Annotated in this window: 18 protein-coding genes; 3 read left to right on the top strand and 15 right to left on the bottom strand. The window is 49.4% G+C overall.

The features are described 5' to 3' along the window. Nucleotides 1-34 precede the first annotated feature (34 nt). From K9N57_09415 to K9N57_09345, 15 genes are all read right to left on the bottom strand, one after another. On the bottom strand, nt 35-1,261 hold the full coding sequence (locus K9N57_09415) for an FtsX-like permease family protein (protein ID MCF7804395.1): 1,227 nt from the start codon (nt 1,259-1,261) through the stop codon (nt 35-37). 10 nt (nt 1,262-1,271) lie between these two features. Next, nucleotides 1,272-2,483: an ABC transporter permease gene (locus K9N57_09410; GenBank protein MCF7804394.1), complete on the bottom strand. Its 1,212-nt coding sequence runs from the start codon at nt 2,481-2,483 to the stop codon at nt 1,272-1,274. A 93-nt stretch (nt 2,484-2,576) separates the two neighbouring features. After that, complete coding sequence (locus tag K9N57_09405) at nt 2,577-2,948, bottom strand: GxxExxY protein (protein MCF7804393.1); 372 nt, start codon at nt 2,946-2,948, stop codon at nt 2,577-2,579. A 97-nt stretch (nt 2,949-3,045) separates the two neighbouring features. Then, nucleotides 3,046-3,792 (bottom strand): outer membrane lipoprotein-sorting protein, encoded by a 747-nt coding sequence (locus K9N57_09400; protein ID MCF7804392.1) that lies wholly within the window; start codon nt 3,790-3,792, stop codon nt 3,046-3,048. A gap of 71 nt (nt 3,793-3,863) precedes the next feature. Next, nucleotides 3,864-4,493, bottom strand: a complete 630-nt coding sequence (locus K9N57_09395; protein ID MCF7804391.1) for a TetR/AcrR family transcriptional regulator — start codon at nt 4,491-4,493, stop codon at nt 3,864-3,866. Between the two features lie 122 nt (nt 4,494-4,615). After that, nucleotides 4,616-4,981, bottom strand: coding sequence for a VOC family protein (locus tag K9N57_09390; GenBank protein ID MCF7804390.1), 366 nt, complete (start codon nt 4,979-4,981; stop codon nt 4,616-4,618). Nucleotides 4,982-5,247: 266 nt separating this feature from the next. After that, the gene (locus K9N57_09385; protein ID MCF7804389.1) at nt 5,248-6,174 is read right to left on the bottom strand and encodes a YihY/virulence factor BrkB family protein; all 927 of its coding nucleotides are present in this window, start codon (nt 6,172-6,174) and stop codon (nt 5,248-5,250) included. 196 nt (nt 6,175-6,370) lie between these two features. Then, on the bottom strand, nt 6,371-7,666 hold the full coding sequence (locus K9N57_09380) for a citrate (Si)-synthase (protein ID MCF7804388.1): 1,296 nt from the start codon (nt 7,664-7,666) through the stop codon (nt 6,371-6,373). A gap of 436 nt (nt 7,667-8,102) precedes the next feature. After that, a complete protein-coding gene (locus K9N57_09375) occupies nt 8,103-8,612 on the bottom strand; it encodes a TlpA family protein disulfide reductase (GenBank protein MCF7804387.1) in 510 nt (169 codons plus the stop codon). A gap of 5 nt (nt 8,613-8,617) precedes the next feature. After that, complete coding sequence (locus tag K9N57_09370; protein MCF7804386.1) at nt 8,618-8,980, bottom strand: hypothetical protein; 363 nt, start codon at nt 8,978-8,980, stop codon at nt 8,618-8,620. 81 nt (nt 8,981-9,061) lie between these two features. After that, complete coding sequence (locus K9N57_09365) at nt 9,062-9,262, bottom strand: DUF2892 domain-containing protein (protein MCF7804385.1); 201 nt, start codon at nt 9,260-9,262, stop codon at nt 9,062-9,064. Continuing rightward, nucleotides 9,259-9,537, bottom strand: a complete 279-nt coding sequence (locus tag K9N57_09360) for a zf-HC2 domain-containing protein (GenBank protein ID MCF7804384.1) — start codon at nt 9,535-9,537, stop codon at nt 9,259-9,261. The genes K9N57_09365 and K9N57_09360 overlap by 4 nt, the downstream gene beginning before the upstream one ends. Next, nucleotides 9,530-10,126 (bottom strand): sigma-70 family RNA polymerase sigma factor, encoded by a 597-nt coding sequence (locus tag K9N57_09355; protein MCF7804383.1) that lies wholly within the window; start codon nt 10,124-10,126, stop codon nt 9,530-9,532. The genes K9N57_09360 and K9N57_09355 overlap by 8 nt, the downstream gene beginning before the upstream one ends. A 365-nt stretch (nt 10,127-10,491) precedes the next feature. Then, the gene (locus K9N57_09350; GenBank protein MCF7804382.1) at nt 10,492-11,187 is read right to left on the bottom strand and encodes a hypothetical protein; all 696 of its coding nucleotides are present in this window, start codon (nt 11,185-11,187) and stop codon (nt 10,492-10,494) included. 152 nt (nt 11,188-11,339) lie between these two features. After that, a complete protein-coding gene (locus tag K9N57_09345) occupies nt 11,340-12,665 on the bottom strand; it encodes a T9SS type A sorting domain-containing protein (protein MCF7804381.1) in 1,326 nt (441 codons plus the stop codon). Between the two features lie 515 nt (nt 12,666-13,180). Between K9N57_09345 and K9N57_09340 the strand changes: the two genes are divergently transcribed. The 3 genes from K9N57_09340 (at nt 13,181) to K9N57_09330 (ending at nt 19,330) form a co-directional block, all read left to right on the top strand. Further along, a complete protein-coding gene (locus K9N57_09340; GenBank protein MCF7804380.1) occupies nt 13,181-14,872 on the top strand; it encodes an acetolactate synthase in 1,692 nt (563 codons plus the stop codon). Between the two features lie 919 nt (nt 14,873-15,791). Next, nucleotides 15,792-17,414, top strand: coding sequence for a peptide chain release factor 3 (locus K9N57_09335; protein ID MCF7804379.1), 1,623 nt, complete (start codon nt 15,792-15,794; stop codon nt 17,412-17,414). A gap of 659 nt (nt 17,415-18,073) precedes the next feature. Beyond that, complete coding sequence (locus tag K9N57_09330) at nt 18,074-19,330, top strand: hypothetical protein (protein MCF7804378.1); 1,257 nt, start codon at nt 18,074-18,076, stop codon at nt 19,328-19,330. Nucleotides 19,331-19,479: the final 149 nt, after the last annotated feature.

The following is a 19,479-nucleotide window of genomic DNA, read 5'->3' as shown; positions in this document are numbered from 1 at the left end:
ATAATCCTATACCATATACCCTTATACCCGTTTTTCAGAAGCTTTTCCGCATCGCCTCCGCCGGCTGCATCCGGGCAGCATACCAAGCCGGATAGAGTCCGGTTATTGACGTGAACAGGAATACGTAAACCGGGTATTCCACGAACTGGCGCCAAGTCATCACCGGATAGAGCATCTTCCGGAAGGTGACGCCGGCAAACTGGATTCCGGTATAGTCGATGCCGTTTACCATGGTAATCCACGTAATAAGATAACCAAGTACTATACCGACTATAATACTTACCACCGAGAGCGCCGCCGCCTCGTACACGATAAGTTTTCCCATTTCGACCGGTTTGGTGCCAACAGCCCTGAGAACGCCAAACTCAAACATCCGTTCATGGAGCGACATAAACAGCGTATTGATGATGCCGAGCACCACCACGCCGAACAGGATTATTCCAACGAAGAACGTACTGAACCGGGAATATTCCATCATGGATGCCAGTTGCGGCTGCAGTTCGATCCATCCAAGGGCTTCGTTGCCGTATTTCGAGAACTGCCTCCAGAACGGATTATCCTGATCCTGCCCGATACCCTGCTGCGAAAATTTAATAGCAATTTCGTGTGCTTCACCCTGGAGTCCCAACATTGATTGCGCCTTGGGCAGACGGATAAACGCCATCCCACGGTCCATTTCATCGATGCCGAACCGGAAGATCCCGGAAATGCGAAACATCTCCTGGACCAGGTCACCGGTTTCCGCCTCCGCCAGGGTTACCACCAGGCGCTTGCCCAGCTCAACCTTCAGAATTTCCGCCAGCTCTTTACCGATCAGGATATCTCTGGAATTATTTCCTATAAAATAATTACCCTCCACAACAGCTTCATCAATTTGTGAGAGGGGCTGTTCCTGCGCAGGATCCACCCCCACAATGTTGACAGCCTGCACATTGGACGGCGAGGTCGCCATACCGAAAGACATCATTCGCCTGGTGTATTCTGCCACGATATCCGAATTGTCCAGCTGCCGGATGACCGTGTCCAGGTTGGCGATGGTCATTTCCACTTCCTGGGTTTTGCGGTAGCCTTCCCGGTGGATTTGTCCCTCGCCGAGAAACGATGCAGTGGCGGACTGGATCATATTGTCTTCCATGCCTTTGACCAGCGCATCGGTGAAGATTAGCGCCGCCAGTCCCACCCCGATGGCCAGACTCGCCAGGATGGTCCGGCGACTATTCCGAAAGAGATTACGCCACGCCAGTTTGATAAATATGCCCATATCCGATTCCCTAGTGCATTCTCATGGCTTGCGCCGGTGCAATTCTCGCCGCCTTAATTGCGGGAAAAACGCTGACGATCAGCGCAGTGATGATCACGGTGATTGTCGGTAGCGTAATACTTCGCAGACTGTTCTCCGTATACATCCAATTGATCTGGATGCCACCCCAGTCCAGCGGCGTGGGCAGCGGGATGCCGTGAATGGAGAAATAGGAGTTCAGTCCTATAGCCAGCAATGCGCCGAGTATCACACTAAACACGGCCATTATGGACACTTCGTACAGGACCATTCTGAATACCTCATTGGGCCGGGTGCCCATGGCTTTTAGCACGCCGTACTCACGGGTCCGTTCCAGTACGGACATCAGTACCGTATTCAATACACCAATGGCCACGATGAGGATGATAACGAAGAGCATAATCCACATCCCCTGCTGGTCGGCCATCATGGTTTTATAAAAGGTTCTGGCGATCTCCATCCACGGTTTGACCTGCAGGTTTTCGTTGTTGAGTGCGCCGTCGATGGTTCTGGCTATCTCCCGGACGCCATGGATACTGTTGGCGACTACGATGATCTCATGTACCTGGTTCGGCAGGACAAACAGCTCCTGCGCATCCTTCAAATGGAGAAAATAGCCCGTCCGATTTTCCATCTGGTCGCCCCGGTCGACAATGCCCACAACGTGGTACAGATCGTTGGCGATGGAACCGTCAGCTCCCTGGGATACGATGACTGTGGTATCGCCGACTTCAGCGTTTAGTATATCCGCGAGACCTGTACCCAACATCACCTCGTGGGAGGGTTCGTCCGAGAGGTAGCGCCCCTGTTTGACCTTATCCCGGAAATCCGTGGCCGCATGCTCCAGCTGCGGATCAACGCCGATCGCGCGTACACCGGCGGTTTTATCTCCGACTGACGCCAGCCCCGAGGAATAGAGTCGCGGCGCCCATTCCTGCACCCGATCAACGGCCTGAACAGTATCGCCTACGTTTACGTAATCTTCGATGGTTTTATACAGGGAAGGCCGGTCCAGGTAATTGCCCTGATGAATCTGGACGTGTCCCATCTGATTCCGGGTAAACAGATCGATGATATAGGAATAGGTCCCGTCGGCATATCCGATAGAAAACGCCGACAGCACAAAACCACCGAACATGGTCAACATGGTCAGAATCGTGCGGCGCTTCTGCCGGAAAATATTTCTGAAGGCAATTTTAAACATGTTTAGAGTACCCTCATATTAAACACCGAAATACACCGAAAACACTGAGAAAAGCACAAAACAAACAATAAAACTTTGTAAAAACCGCCCGATTCATAAGACCACTCGTTTGAACTGTAACTTACTGCTACCGAAATTGATCAATAATCCCAGTTTGAACTGCGTAGCCTTCAAATAGTTCTTCAATTGCGCCAAATGGATTTTTTGGATATCTGCAACCGTCTTTAATTCGATTATAATTTTGCGCTCGACTAAAATATCGGCATAATATTCTCCGACGATTTTGTCCTCGTAATATACGTCTATCTTTCTCTGAGATATGCAGGATACTCCCGACTTTTTCAACTCGTAAACCAATGCATTTTCGTACACCTTTTCCAGAAAACCGGCGCCAAAATATGAGTGGACGTCGTACGCCGCCTGCCGAATTTTCTTCGTTAAATCCTGATAGAGCAATTCAGTCATATTCAGTGCTTTTCGGTGGTTTTCTCGGTGTCTCTCAGTGTTTAATTTTTTTTCAGTGACTTCGGTGTTTAATCATTATTTATCCGTATTCTATCAATTAGTAGGAGCGCAGGTTGCGGAGGGTAAAAATATTGTCATCGATGTCGGTGTTGAACTCGGCGTCCAGATACCGCAGCTCGGTTCTTTTGCCTTCTTCCTCCTGCGGAATTAGTTCCATCACTGCCGGAATTTGCCTCCCGTCGAAAGTAGTAATATCCTTAAAGTTCATCACCCGCATCAAAGTGCCGCCCTCGTCGTAATATTCCTCCCGAACCGGGATATAATCTTCCGCCCGGATTTTGATTATCTGTTTGCCCCAGATGATGGGGGTACCGTCCTTCGGTTCGGCCTGAATGTAGAGGTACCCGTCTTCCGCATCTTCAGGGTCAATAAGTTCGAAGGTATAATCTTCCAGCAACGAAAACTCCTTCACCAGGTCATCATTGGTAAAATCCGATCCCATCCAGGAGCCCATCATCATCGACGGCGGAATTTTCATCACCTTGTTCGTGTTCGGCAAGAAATTCCACATCTCGTTCCCGATGCGTAGTGTCGCCGTACCCGCTTCCTTTTTCGGTGCGGTAATCCGGATAAACGTCTTCTCCGTTCCCTGGGTCCAGGTTTTCATCCGCAGCGTCCGTTCCCAGTGCGGCGTGACGATATGCATCTCCATCTCCGCATAACTGGACTCGCTCCGGTACAGCCGATCTATTTTCCGGACAATCTCCCGGGCATCCGGCTGCTGGGCGGTCACCGTTGCCACCATAACCAGTGTTACCACAATTCCCAACAAAACTCGTTGCATAATCGAACTCCAGTTCCAAAAATTACATTTTCTCCCAGCGATGGGAAGCCCATCGAATCTCTGGAAATCCCTCATTGCGCTTGTACCCCCTTCAACACCATATCCACGTACGATTCAGCAATATTTTCCAACGGAAAATCCTTCTGGTAGATCACCCACTGCAGCATTAACCCATCCAGCGAACCGATAATAGCGGCCGCCAGATGTTCGCTGTTAACGTCAGACCGGAAATCGCCGGTTCGTTTTCCCTCTTTGATAATGTCCGTTAGAATGGCACTGTACTCGGTGTATATCGATTCCAGATCAAAACTCCCGGGTACCGCCCCTGCGTTATTCACCGGACTTTCCAGAATACCCTCAGCCCAGAAGACAAGCAGCATTTCAGCGACATCACCGTGGGTGCTTCCCATAAATTGTGTCATACCCTGGAAAAAACTCCGGAGCTTTTCTTCCGGTGACATATCGCCCCGGATTTCCCGAACAAAAAATGAACTCATTTCCTCCATAAGATAATCGAAGGCGCCAGCGAGGATAGCATCCTTACTGTCGAAGTATTCGTAGACGGTTCCCTTGCCTATCTCGGCCTGCTCAGCAATTTCCTGGATAGTTGTACCCGCAAGCCCTTTCTTTGAGAAAATCTCCATAGCCGCGTTGAGGATAGTACGTCTTCGGGCTTCTTTATCGACTCGTTTGGGCACCATAACGATAGCAATATAAATTTGACTGACTGGTCGGTCAAGTAAAAAATCAATAAAAATCCCGCCAACCGGATTCGAGTGATTGGCGGGATACGATCGCTACAAATTACACATGCCCGGAAGATTTATTCGGAATCGGCCTCTTCCTTTGCCTCCCAAATACCCATGACGACACCGGACGGATCGGCAAAGTGCGCCTCCCATCCCATATCAGCGACGGCATCCTTCTCCTTGAGAATTTCTCCACCATGCTGAGCGATTTTATCCAACATTTCCTCTATTTCTTCCACCTGGATATACACCAGCACACCCTTGGAGTCATCAATGGAGTCGACAGTCCGAAATCCGCCGGCCGGCCCATCCTCAGGCGTAAACGTCGTATAATTCATATCCGGTATGCTTTCGGTATCCCACCCGAAGACCTGCTCATAAAACTGTTTTGACTTTTCGACATTTGTGGTAGGAATCTCGATATGACAAAATCCGTACATGGTCGTTCTCCTCCCGGGTTCTCCTCTTTTCATGCAATATATAAAAACGTTTCCAGATTGACATCGGAAAAAACCAGGAATTTGGGTATAAGGGTATATAGGGGAGATCGGAGACAGGAGACCGGAAAGAGCCATGAACGATTACATACAGGATAGCTCCATTCTGCTTTCTCCCTTCTCCTTTCTCTGCTTTAACTGAACATCACGATCAAATTTTTAATCCCTATGAAAGCGTCCCGTGACCATATAGGAATGTATCACCACACTCACTCTGGATCAAAATAGCCGTAATCGTCCTCCCGGCCTTCCTCAACCAGCTGCCAGTTGTACGCCACTTCGGCGCCGAAGAGGAGGATCATGCACGACAGGTACACCCAGATGACAAACACTGCCAGAGTCCCCAGTCCACCAAAAATCGCGCTGACTTGCCAGATATTGGAAACCCAATAGTCGTAACCGCGCTTAATGATTTCCCAGAGAAGCCCAGCCGTCAGCGCTCCGATGAGGGCATCTTTGGGATGCACTTTTGCCGCGGCAATCAACCGGTATACGATATAAAATCCCATCACACTCACGATAATCGGAATAAGATTGCCGATTAAATTCCAGAACACCGGAATATCTTCCAGCCGAACATCCAGCCATGGGATCTCAAATTTTTGCGAAATACTGTAAAGCGTGGATAATCCCAGTGATGCCCCAAGGAACAGCGCCATCCCCGGCACGAGCACCAGGGCTAAGCCGGTCTTCTTCAGGAACGGACGATCTTCTCTCAGGGTCCAGACCCGGTTCAGCGAAGATTCCAGGATATCAAACACCCGGCTGCCGGCCCAGAGCAACACCAATGCACCAATCCACCCGGCCGTAAACCGGAGGGAGATGAGTTCGTTAATCATTGGAAAGGTACTGGAGACGGAATGCGGTGCGATTTGGGTCAACAGGTCCAACACCTGTTGATATGCCACTTCAGAGCTCTCCATCACATACCCGAAACTTGCGGTTATCAGTACGACAAGCGGGATAAACGAGAGCAGCGTAAAAAACGCCAGACTGGCAGCCAGGTTCGGCACCCGGTCGGTGATGAAAAAATCTTTCAACGCATAGCCGAATGCCGGGAACAACTGGTGTCGGAACCAGAGGCTGAGTTTTTCGGCAGGCTGCCGGAGGCTGGTAAGAAAGGAATTCCTGTTCATTTTAAACCATATATGAGCTTTGGCACAGAGCACATAATTCTGTTATCCCAGTTTCATTGAAAACGTATAGAAGTTAGGATTTAATTTTCATGAAATAAAACAGAAGGATGGATTTTCTATAAATCCTGCCCCGCAAACATAAAAAAAAGGCCGCCTTGCGACGGCCTTTTTTCGTACCAGCGTATTTCGATTTCGGTCAGACGTTATTCTTGATGTAATTTGTCCCAACCGATTTCGGACGGGTAATCGGAACCCCGAGTGCACGGTTTAGCACGAGCTGCGAGAGCATCCCCATGGCCCGGCTGATCCCGAACAGTACGGTGTAGTACGAGAATTCCGTTAATCCGTAATGATAGAGCAGTGATCCGGATCCGGCGTCCACGTTTGGCCATGGATTACCGATCGGATTTTTGCCGGCTTTCACGCGCTCTTCGGAGAATTCCTTAAGCACATCAGGCACCACGTTATAGACGTGATGCACTGTTTTAAATACCGGATCTTCGGGCAGATGTTCTTTACCGAATTCCAGAAAACCCTTGAATCGTGGGTCGGTTACGCGTAATACGGCATGTCCGTATCCGGGAATTACTTTACCCGATTTCAGAGTTTCCCAGGCGAAATCGCGCAGCTGATCTTCACTGGGTGTACCGTCGAACTTATCCATGACTTCCAGTATCCAGCCCAGGCATTCCTGGTTGGCCATCCCGTGGAGGAAACCAGCCAAACCGTTTAATCCTGCGGAAACAGAGTAATACGCGTTCGACAGCGCTGATCCGACCGTGTGGCACGTATTCGCCGACACGTTACCGCCTTCATGGTCACAGTGGAACATCAGGTAGAGGCGCATAAGTTCCGTAAAGTCTTCCTTGTCCGACACGCCAAGCATCTTGGCATAATTGGCGCCCCAGTCTAGCCCTTTTGTCCAGCCAACCGGCTCACCTTTGTCAAATCGGATTTTATAAATGCCCGCAGCCAGGCCGGGTAGTTTCGCCAGAAGATTCAACGCATCTTCCAGGTAGTACTTCCAGTAATCGGTCTTTTCCACGCCTTCGTTATACTTCTCGTCAAACACGCTCTCATTTTCCAGTGCCATAATTCCGGTGCTGAGCATGGTCATCGGATGGCTGTCTTTTGCCATCCCGCGCAGAACATCCCAGACGTGATCGGGTATCTCGGCGCGCTTATCATATTCCTTCAGCAGATCCGCCCGATCTTCCTCCGTCGGCTTTTCCCCGGTCAATAACAGGAGAAAAACATCTTCCGGCCAGAGATCTTTAATCTCCAGGAGTGGGTAGCCCCGGATTATCAATCCCTTGTCCGGCTCCACTAGCGATGTATCACAGATCATCGCTTTTACGCCGCGCATACCGCCGTGCGCTTGCTTCACGGTGACGGTATCCAGTTGTTCATCGCCCTTTTCCGTTAGTAACAGGCTTCGTTCGCTGCAAATATCTGATCGGATGGCTGCCATCTTGTCAAATATATTTGCCATAACTTGCTCCTTTCATCATGGCGTTGAATGTATTACATCTCGAAAATTTCAGGCCCGGTGATAAAGACTCCGGAATAAAAATGGTCTGAATTGTGTAAATAAAACTTCAAATTTTGTACCAACCCTTTTTAAATAACGCTTTTTGATTCCGAAGCAATCTCATTGTAATCCAAATCCTATCTCCGGGCCCAGCCTCCTCTTTAAACCGTTTTAGGACGGGTGCTCAGTTCTCAGCTGTTGAAAATATAAACAATTTCCCGGAAATATCCTTCCGGCGATCCGGTGGATTGGGGTTCTGTTTAATTATACCCAAAGAGAAAAAGACAAAAATTATTATTAAAAATGAGAACAGGCGTAAATGTTTTCAACATCTACGCCTGTCGTTCGTTTACTGCCGTTGAATTGTTATATAAATCGTCTCAAGAGCGTTCACATTTCATTCGGAAACAAATTCGCGGTAATCCTGCTCAAATACTACATCCTCCCGGAAGCCCACATATTTCCGCCGGATTTCCCCGTCTTTTCCAATGACAAACGTTGTAGGTATACTCCGAATATTCCCGTACTGCTCCACCAATTGCTGATTGCCTAACGCCACCGGATAGTTCACGTCGTATTCCTCCAGGAAAGGACGAACCGCGTTCCAGCCATCCCGGTCCAGAGATATCCCGATGATCTCCAGATTTTCGTCTCCGTATTTTTCGTACAGGTCCACAAAGCCGGGAATCTCGGCCTTACACGGTGGACACCAGGTTGCCCAAAAGTCCAGGATGACGACCTCGCCCCGGTAATCGCTGAGACTAATCTCTTCGCCATGCTGGTTCGTCAGGGTAAAATCCGCCGCGCTGGCTGCGTCCGACGTTTTCCCCGTTACCTGCCAGAGGAATAATCCGGCCACTACAATGACAAGGGAAAATTTAATCCATGGATTTTGCAAGTATTTCACTGTATTCAGTTCCTTTTGGTTTGACCCGGTAACAATTCCCCGTTTTTGATCTGTTCCAACACATGATCCAGTTTCCCCGGCTTCACTTCTATCAATACGTGTCCCGAATTGGTGAGTTTTTGTTGAATTTGCTCCTCAAACCCGTGCCCCATCAGATAGGGAACTTCGCTGAGCAACCCGTGCAGATGTTCGGCACGCCCCTGGATGTCACAAGCCTGCATAAATAATACATTTTCCAGGGTATCGACCAGCGTCACCTCGTCGTTACCGGTTATCCGATAGACCTGAAAGTAATGGCTCTGGCCAAACGAATCATTGGACAGATTTTTATAGTCGTTTGTGCTTAGCGCAAAGCGTGTCTCTTCCACTATCTCAGAAATCCCGATGCTTTGTCGATGTTAGTTTTGCGTCGCCTGCAGTCTGGTCAGTTGCTTCAACATTCAGCGGTCCTACTTTTCGGTGGCCTTTTTTGTAGAGATCCCGAGCAGCTTATACAGCAGGCAAAAACCGGTGAGTCCGGTCACCGCAAGGATACCACCGACAATTCCAAGAATCCATGCCAGCGTACCCTGTAATCCAAATATGCCAATCGCTAAAAGAACCAGTCCAATAATGACACGAAGTACGCGATCAGTTGTGTTTTCATTCATAGTGAGTCTCCTTTTATGTCTTCACGGATTTTATCAAGTTTCAGCACCTTGAACAGCCGATCCGATACGTCGTCCGGGATACCTTCATCCTCGTCCTGTTTTGCTGCACCACGGTAGAGATACACCGTCTCACGGAGCGTATCCACATACACCTGACAATCGGGACAGTCCTTCAGATGTTCTTTCACCTCATCGCAGAGTTCGGCATCGATATCGGTGCTGATATCGTCGCATAATTTCTGGAACGTCTGTTGGTGATTGTGGGATTTATTCATAATGCACCCCCTCTTCCAATGATGTGGAGAGCTGTTCACGCAGATAGTTTCTGGCCCGCATCAGGCGGACCTTCACATTACTCTCGGAGATGTCCAGGATGTTCTGTGTCTCTTTGATGGAGAGCCCCTGGATGTCCCGGAGTACAAAGATCGTCCGGTACTTTTCCGGCAATTCGTTGAGGGCATCGGCCAGCACGTCACGAATCCATTCCCGCTCACCTAACAGTTCGCCCGTCTCCGGCCACTCGCTCAGGTTTTGACCGTGGATCTGCTGCACGTCCGGATCGTCGATATCCATGGCTTCGTGTTTTTGGGTTGTCCGGGTTCGCTTGTACACATTGTTGACCGCAATGCGGTAGAGCCATGTATACAGGCGGGCATCGGCCCGAAATTGATACAACTTTTCCACCATGGTCAGAAACGTCTCCTGTAAAACATCCTCTGCATCTTCTTCGTTTTTGGTCATCTTGAGCGCCGTGTGATAAATCGGCTCCTGGTAGGCATCCACGAGCTTTGCCAGCGCCTTCTTGTCGCCTTCTTTGGCGCGGGAAACCAACTCCCGTTCTTCCTCAATCGATAGTTCATTCATCCCTGTATCCCGATTTGGTTATATTTTATCCCAATCTCATCTATGGTATAAATATAACCATTTCCATGGGATTCACCATACGATTGAGTCATTCAACTTCCACACCAATTTGCTTTGCTTTATTTATTAGAGAGAAAAACCGGATATGGGTTACAAACGACCTGGGAATTGTAAATAGGTTGTGCGGAAACCGGAGGCTGGAAAAGTGTTACAGTGTTATAGTTAAGACCTTTACTCCATAGTTAAGCCGATTAGAGGGTTAACCACGGACCACGAGCTGAAAACGCTAAACTCATGATATTATCAATAATACCTCTAAAACGCTGTACTAAGGCCTTTTACGCAATACGCAGTACGAAATACACTTACGGTTCCAGATCTTCGTCGTCGAAATAATGAGAGTGCCGGCTCAGGATAATCCGGGTGGCGGGCAGAAAATCGGTGTCGATGCGCTCCTCAATCTCATGGCTAAGCTGAAGCGCCTGTGTAAATTCGGTATTGTATCCCGGCATAAAGGCACGCAGTGTTGCGATTCCGCTCCGAAGGTTCCAGAGAAACGCCTTTACCGCCATCAGAATCTTTTCGGCATCCATATATTTAAATACTTCCATCTCTGAGATATGGACCCCGGTGTCAAAGCTGATGTTATGGATCGCGCGGTAGTATTTCACCGAAATCAACAGATAGTTTTCCAGCACCAATTCGATGGCTTTTGTCATTTCCTCCGGATAACGATTCGAGGCAGCCAGGTTCTCCATAATCGGATCAAGAATTTCAATTATCTCATAGGCCGGCGCCACCACACCGTGCGTCCGGTGGTACCTCCCCGGCGGTTCAAAATCCTCCAGAGCATCGGCAGGATCCGGATTCCGGAACACATTTTCGTCGAACTCATCCATGAACTCTTCCAGATCGGTAGCGCTCAGTTCAATTTCCTCATCAGCGGCTTCCGGATCATTTTCTGACCAGTAGAGATAACATCGATTGGTAAATACACATTTTTCGCAGATATAGTCGCAATAATTATATATACCGGGAATAAAGTTTTGCGGACTGGACATGAAACGCTACCTGTACGAGTTTTGGTTCAAAAGAATGATAAGTAATACCATATGATAGCCGTGATAAATTTCATACTAATGTACAAAATTTTTATCGATATGAAATAGCGGAGTCGGTTTTTTTCGCAGAGAACGTTTCCGGAATTCCCCGCCTATCGAACCAACGAAATCTTCTGGTGAATCCGGAATCCTTCCGTCCGCACCCGGATAAAATAGATACCGGATCCGACGGCGGTTCCATCAGCGGCCTTCCCATCCCAGCGAAGTGATAACGCATCATTGTCCGGATTCCCAGTGAAGATGGTGCGTATCCGTTGCCCCAATAGATTATACACGCGAACGTCATAATCCGTGTTCGGATCCAGGTTCTGCAACCGGAATGTCACCGAACTGTTAAACGGGTTGGGATAGGCGTTGATCTCAATTGATCGCGGCAATGAATTGTTCTTTAAATTTTCGACACGATTTGGCCCATACCACATTTGATAGACACGCCCGGAATCCGCTCCAATCCAATAGTAAACCGGACTCGACGGCGCAAATGCTTTCCCTCCTGAAATTGAAGTTAATTCAGTCCACCATCCCCCCTGGTTTCTGGATTGATAAACCTGGAGGGTACTCCCAATATCAGCAATCCAGGTATACCTTGTTTGACTGAACGATGTAAATCGGCGTCCTTCCAGGACAAATGACCAGGTTTTACCGCCATCGGTACTGCGAAAAAGAGAATCAGGTTCGTCCGGGCTATCCCGCCACCATGTTGACCCGATTAATATATCGTCGCCGGCATATTCAAGGAGTCTAAAAAGCGGAGAGCGGTTTCGCGGACTTTTCAGATCGGTTTCCACAAACCACAGACTATCGTTCGAAATTGAGTAAAATGCTAGCGAGTCAGTAAACGTTGTAAAAACAACAGTATCAGAATTGATAGGCGTAAAACCTCCGGAATAAATATCGTGGAAATCCCTCCAATCGCCCTGTTCACCATATATATCGAGGATATATAAACCCATACTTCCCACGACATCACTCGTGATAGTAAAGAACAACAGACTATCACCCACAGCATAATATTCACCGGGATAATCCAGTCCGCTGAAATACGCAACCTCCTGCCACGTTCTTCCCGTATCCTGGCTCATTTTGAGATACTTATCTCCACCGACGCCTTCGTATGTCGTAATAAAGACCGTTGAATCATTCAACCAAACCGGATTTTCAATCAGAGAGGCGAAATCCGGGTATGCCATATTCAGTACATTGACCGGTGTGAATCTCACGGAATCCTGGTTCTGAACATTTACGAGATACACCAATGAATCAGCTGTTGTGATGATTCCGTGGTTTCTATTGTGAAAATCAATGCCAGTGATCACCGCGTTGGCTGGGAGCCGATGCTCTCCCAACTGGGCAAAACTTACCGAAGAGATGAGCACACCACACAATGCTAGTACGAAAACGACAAATCGCTTCACCATGTGTACCTCCGAAAAGGATCGAACGACAAACTAAATACAATAGCAGTCTACTTGTGTCCATTTCAAAAGTCAATGGGGAAAATATACGAAGTCTGCAAATGTTCGAGTAACAACGTGTTAGGGTGTCATCGTGTTACCGTGTAATCGTTTGTTGTCGCAGCTTTCGCTGCGCTTTTGTTAGTTGATTTTTTTCATTCTTCCTTCTGCACTTTTCATTCTTCCTTCAAGGCGGGTATAGGCCGGGCACGTCATCATTGGACATGCGATATTCATCGGTTGGATATTCAATCTGTTCCTTTCTCCTTTCTCCCATTTCCTTTCTGCTTTTCAAGGTAGAATCGAGTAAGAGTAAGATTATCCCGCAGGGATCCCTCTGGGATGATTAAGATTAATGCTACTCGCTATACCTTTATACCCCTATTCCCCTATACCTTGAACCCTCCCTTCTTTTTCAATTCTGGGTGAAAATCGCTACCTTTATATAATATCTTATAATCCAGATCCGGAGATAATTCATGTCCCTGAAACAAAAATTTGCCCAAAAAGCGATCCAGTTCACCCTCAAATATTCGTCCAAGATCCACGGCGGCCAACAGATTGCGCCGATTCTGAAGTCTATGGGCGTAGAGCATGTTTTTACGCTGTGCGGCGGGCACATTGCTCCCATTTACCTGGCGTGCGAGGACGAGGACATGCAGGTCATCGATACCCGGCACGAGCAGGCGGCCGTCCGCGCCGCAGATGGGTACGCGCGGCTCACCCGAAATATCGGCGTGGCCATCGTCACCGCCGGTCCGGGCGTCACTGATGCGATCACCGGTATCACTAATGCATATTTCGCCAATTCACCGGTAGTTATCTTCGCCGGACTGGCGCCGTTCGACGAGTGGGATCGCGGCTCCCTCCAGGAGATGCACCAACTGGATCTGGTGAAACCGGTGACCAAATGGGCTCGTACGGTTACGGATCCTGCGCGTATCGCCGAGTACACCCAGTCCGCGATCCGACAGGCGCTGACGCCGCCCATGGGGCCGACCTACCTGGAAATTCCCATCGATATCCTGATGGAAATGATCTCCCCGGGAGATGTAAAAAGCTACAGCCCATTCTTCGCGGAGACCGCCCCAGAGCCAGCGAATGACGCTCTGGAGTCCCTCAAGTCCATGCTGAGGCAGGCGAAGAAGCCGGTCATGCTGGCCGGCAGTAATATCTGGTGGGATGGAGCCGAAGAAGCGCTCAAAGAATTTGCTACACACACCAATCTGCCTACCTTCCTGAACGGGATGGCGCGCGGGACGCTGCCGGCCGATCATCCGGCGTTCTTCCAGTATACACGAAAGCACGCTTTCGAAAACGCCGATCTCATCATAATCGCCGGCACGCCACTTGACTTCCGCCTCAAGTTCGGCAAATTCAATAACGACGCTCCCCTGGTCATGTTGGATAACGACGGGAGTCATATTGGGAATAACCGCAAGGTGGATCTCGGCGTCATTGGTGATCTGGAGAAGGCGTTCACATATCTCAGCGAAAATATTAATGTCGATTTTTCCGGGTGGGCTGGCGAAATCCGGCCCAAAGAAGAGGAAAAACAGGCGACCTTCCGAAGCAAAGGAAAATCCGCAAACACTCCGATCACTCATCACCGGTTCTGCGCGGAGCTGGCGGAGTTCATCGATGAGGATCCGATTATTATCGGCGACGGTGGAGATATAGTAGCGGTCGGCTCCAAGATGATTCCGCTCTCTCACGCCGGCCAGTGGATGGATCCGGGGCCGTTCGGCTGTCTGGGCGTCGGGCCGTCCTTTGCCATCGCAGCGCACCTGGTGTACCCGGACAAGCGAGTCATCATTCTGCACGGAGATGGCGCGTTCGGTTTAAACGGATTCGAGTTCGACACCGCCGTCCGGTTCGGCCTGCCAATTGTCTCTGTTATCGGGAACGACGCCGGCTGGGGGCAGATCCGGAATCCACAGGTAGCCATCATGGGCGAAAACAAATCCACAGGAACCGATCTCGCTCCCACGCGATATGATCAGTTCGTTGAATCGTTGGGAGGTCACGGGGAGTTCGTGGAATCTCCGGATGAAATTGCCCCGGCCATCCGACGGGCACTGGATTCCGGAAAGCCGGCCTGCGTGAACGTGATGCTGGATCCGGATACATTGAAGGGCGGCGTGAATGTGATGCGGGGGTTGAGTATTTGAATTACCCGGTTTTTCGACGGAAACTCCTCACGGAAACTGGAGATTCTTCTTTGTGCAAAACCTTGAGTCATTCCGACCGAGTTCGGCAGTTGTCGAACGAGCGGAGGAATCTCGTAATTTAAACTCCGAGGGTCGGATGACGAGATCCTTCCCCGGAGGGATCCCCTTGGGACGACTCGCTCCGCTCACTCAGGATGACTGGTTATTTTCCCATGGTATGCACATGCCCCATTCCGATTAGGCGCTTCGAACTAACGGGGGAGGCACCGAGGAAGAGGGTGAAGTAAAATTCTACCGGTAATAAAACTCTCTGGTATGCAATTAACGGATTCTCACGCTTATACATAAACACCACTCCATCCCTCCCACAGGGAACCCTTTGGGTCTAACCCGTTCCTCTTCAGAAAAGGAACGGGAACGCATCTCTGAAATTTTGAAATTGCGTTTCTCCCTCTCTTCGAAGAGAGGGAGAACAAGAGGGTGAGTTGTATTGGGGTAGGAGGGTCAAGTCTTTCCAATCGACCCAGATTCATCGGGGAGTGTCCCATCAGTGAATCTTTCCGGAGGAGGAATTTCGTGAATTTTACCTCCTATGCAGAAATGACCAGATCCCTCGACTCTCCCGCCGCCGCGGGATCGCTCGGGATGACTGGCGAATGGAACTCAATTCATTTAGCGTGGAAAAAAATCACGGACGTAACTCTAAATGACCGTCGGCGACGCCGGAAGCGGTCACCGACGGAGAGGTTTTTTCTGAACAAGTGCCTGTGCAAATTCAGAACAATCGTTGACTCTCGCGAACAACAGTAGTACTTTTTTTATTATGATTTTCGCGACACAATTTCAGTAGCAGTTTCACATTACTTTTTTATCTCTGAAAACTGTTTAAATACGTTAATACCATACGAAAAGAACTTTTATGTCGACAGATACACTGACAAAAACCACCAAAAAACCGAATCAGCTTGAGCGCGAGGTGAACCGCCGCCGGACGTTCGCGATAATCTCCCACCCGGATGCCGGGAAGACGACCCTCACGGAGAAATTTCTCCTCTACGGTGGTGCTATCCATGAGGCTGGCTCCATCAAGAGCCGAAAGGCCCGGAAATACGCCGCCTCCGACTGGATGACCATCGAGCAGGAGCGTGGGATTTCCGTTACCTCCTCTGTCATGCGGTTCGAGTATAGAGATATTAAATACAACCTGCTGGATACGCCCGGACATAAGGATTTTTCCGAGGATACGCTTCGGACGCTCATTGCCGCGGACAACGCCCTGATGGTCATCGACGTGGCCAAGGGTGTGGAGGAGCAGACCGAGAAACTGTTCGAGGTCTGTAAGATGCGACATATCCCGATTATCACCTTCGTGAACAAGTGCGATCGAGTCGGACTGGAGCCGCTGGAAGTCCTGAGCGACATCGAGAGCAACCTCGGCATTCAGGCGGTACCGGCCACCTGGCCCATGGGACGCGGGAAGCATTTCCAGGGCATCTACGTTGTGTCGGAAGATGCCGTCCACCTCTATGATAAGGCAGAACACGGTACTCAGAAGGCTGCTACGGAGATTGTATCTCTGGAAGAAGCGGTTGCACAATCCACAATTCCGGCCTCCGAACTGGAGCAATTTGAGGAAGAAGTGTTGCTCATTCAGGATGAATTAGAGCAGATTGAGAAGGACGCCTTCCTCAATGGCGAAGTGACACCGGTCTTTTTCGGTTCGGCACTGAACAATTTCGGCGTGGATCTGTTCCTGGATCACTTTTCCGGATGGGCCCAATCGCCGCAACCGTATAAGACAGCCGATGATAATATTCGCGACCTGGACAGGAGTTTCTCCGGATTTATCTTTAAGCTCCAGGCCAACATGAATCCGGATCACCGGGACTGTGCGGCGTTTGTCCGCGTCACCTCCGGCAAGTTCGAACGCGGGAAGGAAGTGACCCATGATCGCACCGGCAAAACCGTGCGACTCTCTACACCGCATACGCTGATGGGTGACGAGCGGGACATCCTGGAAGAGGCGTATCCCGGCGATGTCATAGCGTTGTTTAATCCCGGCGAATTCCAGATTGGGGATGCGCTCTATACAAATGATCCGGCCGAATTCAACGTAATTCCGCTGTTCTCGCCGGAACATTTTCTCCGGGTCTCCACCAAGGAACCGTTCAAGCGGAAGCAACTCCGGGAAGGCCTGAAACAGCTCTCGGAAGAGGGCGTAGTCCACGTCTTTGAAGTACCGGACGGCGTTGGGAATGAATTGCTGCTGGGAACCGTCGGCGTCTTACAGTTCGACGTGGTGAAACACCGCATGAAAACCGAATACAACACAGAATTGAACACCACGGCAGTCCCGTATACCTTTGCCCGGTGGCTGCCAAGCGATGAAAAAGTCATCGGAGACCTGAAGTCGAGTTACTTTACCCATGTCACCAAAGATATGGAAGGGAATCCGATTGTGTTGTTCGAGAGCCGGTACGCCCTTGAAAAGGCCGAAGATAAAGTGGGCGCGGAAAACCTCTACAAGTATAAGCAGCACTGATTATCCAAAATTTTATCCTGAATTTAAAGAGGCCATCTTTCCGAAAGATGGCATCTTTTTATCGCCTGCCTGTTGATTTTCTGCTATCCTGGATTATTCGTAAAAAGACCTTTGGAATTGGTATTGAAGTACTGACCGCGTGTATGGCATGAACTGGCAGTACTCCGCTCCCAAAATATTCTTGGGTAGAGACACTCAATGGAGGCTGTGTGAGAATGCTGTGTCAAGGATTTTTTTCTTATGACTTTTCATATTACTACCCAGTATAAAATACAAGATAACCCATTGATATTATTGACTGTAGAGACGTGCCATGGCACGTCTCTACTCGGAAGAAAATGGGATGATTACTCACAATTTTTCCCTTGTTTCTTTGTTTTCACACAGCCTCCATGGCGTGTCTCTGCAAATCGATGTTTCTCGACAACAGAGACCGAATTTTTCTATTACAAGTCCACGAGTTTATGAATAATCCAGGCCATCAATTATTATTTGTAAAAAATCAATTTCTTAGTCTATCTTATATTTTGTGATGTCTCCCTGCGATAAGCAGGGCTAATTCTCCCTCCACTGCCGTAATGCTATTAATGTGTGCGTAACACCACGGCGAAGTATATTTGGGGAGAACGAAGATAAACAACCGACCGTGAGTACAATCTATGAAAAAATACATAATTCTGTTCTGTATCGGACTGATGAGTGCCGGCGGATTATTCGCCCAGTCAGACGCCTACAAAAATGCGTACCAGGAAGCCATGCGCGATAGCGTGATCACGTCCGACGAGCGGGCGATGCTGAATTCGCTGCAAAAATCGCTGGGATTAACCGAAGACCAGGTGCTGGAATACCAGCGGCAGTACGCCGAGTCTCCGGACACCACACGACAGGTATCCCACGAAGGCCGGGCGTATGCCATTGGTTTAACCATGTTTTACGGCAACGTTTTATACGGATGGGGGATCCCGTTCGTACTCGGCGTTGAAAACAGCCAAATATACGTCGGACTACAGGGAATCGCTGCCGCCGGGGGATTTTATTACAGCTGGAAGAAAACCGAAACCATGGATCTGCCACAATCGCGGGTGACCATGCTGGCGGCCGGGAGTTCCATGGGATGGCTCTCCACGTTTCCGCTCATTTCCACCGTAGGCTGGGAACGGTGGTTCGATTTTGATCCGGATGGAAAACTCATGGTCACCTATATGATGTTTGCCGTCCCGTATGGCGTGTATCAGGGTGAAAAACTGTACCAAAGATGGCAGCCCAGCGATGGACAGGCCAATTTAATAACGTCGAATCTCGGATATGGCGCACTCAACGGTTACACCGCTTTTGCTCTGCTGGTAAAATCTCCCTCGAAAATCGACAATCCGGAAGCCTATCTTCGAACGGCATCGCTCATTACCTACGGCAGCGCTTTGGCCGGTGGCTATCTGAGCCATAAGTATTTCAAAGAGGAACGGGTAACCACTGGCGACGCAGCTTTTTATAATCTCGGCGGCCTTGCCGGTACTTTCACCGCATTTCGCCTTATGTATTATTTTGAAATAGACGAATATAAAAGTGTCCTTGGATTATTAACCGGATCAATCGATTTGGGGTTATATGCTGCCCATCGGTTGAATGCAAGCCGCGACCTCACCCTTGGGGATGCCGGGATCGTCGGACTGGGCGGCCTTGCCGGCATGGCGCTGGTTCGCGGCATCAGTTTCCTCGGAGATTTCAACGATGCGGACTTTATGACGCTGGTGGATATCCCCGCCGGACTCGGTGGAGCGTACTATACCTACCAACTCATCGCGCCGAAAACGAATACCAATCGTCCGAATCAGGGAGCACACTTTCAACTAACCCCCACCATGATCGCCGACAGGAACCAACTTTATCCGGGGATGAACTTCTCGGCACAATGGTAATTAAAATTACGGCGTCGAAACAATACCACGCATATTTTCGTTGTAGGATCTAATTAGATTAACAGAACAGAGGCACCTATGCCCCGCACAATAATTATCTTTGGGCTAATTTTACTGGGATTAATCCAGTGGTGCGGCGGACAGGAAAT

Source organism: Candidatus Neomarinimicrobiota bacterium (genome assembly GCA_021734025.1).
GTDB lineage: Bacteria > Fidelibacterota > JAANXI01 > JAANXI01 > JAANXI01 > JAANXI01.
The sequence above is the reverse complement of the archived record's forward strand: the minus strand, read 5'-3'. Positions and strand labels throughout refer to the sequence as shown.

Coding starts and splice junctions, on each gene's coding strand:
- K9N57_09415 (MCF7804395.1), bottom strand. CDS start 1,261: ATGGGCATATTTATCAAACTGGCGTGGCGTAATCTCTTTCGGAATAGT.
- K9N57_09410 (MCF7804394.1), bottom strand. CDS start 2,483: ATGTTTAAAATTGCCTTCAGAAATATTTTCCGGCAGAAGCGCCGCACG.
- K9N57_09405 (MCF7804393.1), bottom strand. CDS start 2,948: ATGACTGAATTGCTCTATCAGGATTTAACGAAGAAAATTCGGCAGGCG.
- K9N57_09400 (MCF7804392.1), bottom strand. CDS start 3,792: ATGCAACGAGTTTTGTTGGGAATTGTGGTAACACTGGTTATGGTGGCA.
- K9N57_09395 (MCF7804391.1), bottom strand. CDS start 4,493: ATGGTGCCCAAACGAGTCGATAAAGAAGCCCGAAGACGTACTATCCTC.
- K9N57_09390 (MCF7804390.1), bottom strand. CDS start 4,981: ATGTACGGATTTTGTCATATCGAGATTCCTACCACAAATGTCGAAAAG.
- K9N57_09385 (MCF7804389.1), bottom strand. CDS start 6,174: ATGAACAGGAATTCCTTTCTTACCAGCCTCCGGCAGCCTGCCGAAAAA.
- K9N57_09380 (MCF7804388.1), bottom strand. CDS start 7,666: ATGGCAAATATATTTGACAAGATGGCAGCCATCCGATCAGATATTTGC.
- K9N57_09365 (MCF7804385.1), bottom strand. CDS start 9,262: ATGAATGAAAACACAACTGATCGCGTACTTCGTGTCATTATTGGACTG.
- K9N57_09360 (MCF7804384.1), bottom strand. CDS start 9,537: ATGAATAAATCCCACAATCACCAACAGACGTTCCAGAAATTATGCGAC.
- K9N57_09355 (MCF7804383.1), bottom strand. CDS start 10,126: ATGAATGAACTATCGATTGAGGAAGAACGGGAGTTGGTTTCCCGCGCC.
- K9N57_09350 (MCF7804382.1), bottom strand. CDS start 11,187: ATGTCCAGTCCGCAAAACTTTATTCCCGGTATATATAATTATTGCGAC.
- K9N57_09345 (MCF7804381.1), bottom strand. CDS start 12,665: ATGGTGAAGCGATTTGTCGTTTTCGTACTAGCATTGTGTGGTGTGCTC.
- K9N57_09340 (MCF7804380.1), top strand. CDS start 13,181: ATGTCCCTGAAACAAAAATTTGCCCAAAAAGCGATCCAGTTCACCCTC.
- K9N57_09335 (MCF7804379.1), top strand. CDS start 15,792: ATGTCGACAGATACACTGACAAAAACCACCAAAAAACCGAATCAGCTT.
- K9N57_09330 (MCF7804378.1), top strand. CDS start 18,074: ATGAAAAAATACATAATTCTGTTCTGTATCGGACTGATGAGTGCCGGC.